Source organism: Bacillus cereus, from assembly GCF_015071065.1.
GTDB lineage: Bacteria > Bacillota > Bacilli > Bacillales > Bacillaceae_G > Bacillus_A > Bacillus_A cereus_BA.
On record NZ_VOVA01000105.1, the window covers coordinates 1 to 305 of the forward strand.

Below are 305 nucleotides of genomic sequence, written 5' to 3' on the forward strand. Positions count from 1 at the left end.
AAGAATACTTCATTCCTTTCTTTTTCTCTCGAACAGCTTGATCTTGTAGACGTTTTTTTTGTTGTTCTTCTGTAAGTCGATGAACAATCACACGAGTTGGTACTTTATCAGTCATTCCTACATAAGCGGTGGATATTTCACATGTTTGTCCTGGTTGAAGAGAGTTCATTAAGATTTCCATATCTATCTGTATATACTCTGTACCTTTCTTGATTCTTCCATCTTGAAAATAATCGGGATTGGGATTTTTTTGATAAATACGTGTATTCGACTTGATACGAGAGATATAGTAAGCCTTTTTATCT

1 pseudogene is annotated in these 305 nt (G+C 34.1%); it reads right to left on the reverse strand.

The features are described 5' to 3' along the window. Nucleotides 1-305 (reverse strand): annotated as a pseudogene (locus FT637_RS29760) (IS4 family transposase); the annotation flags it as partial.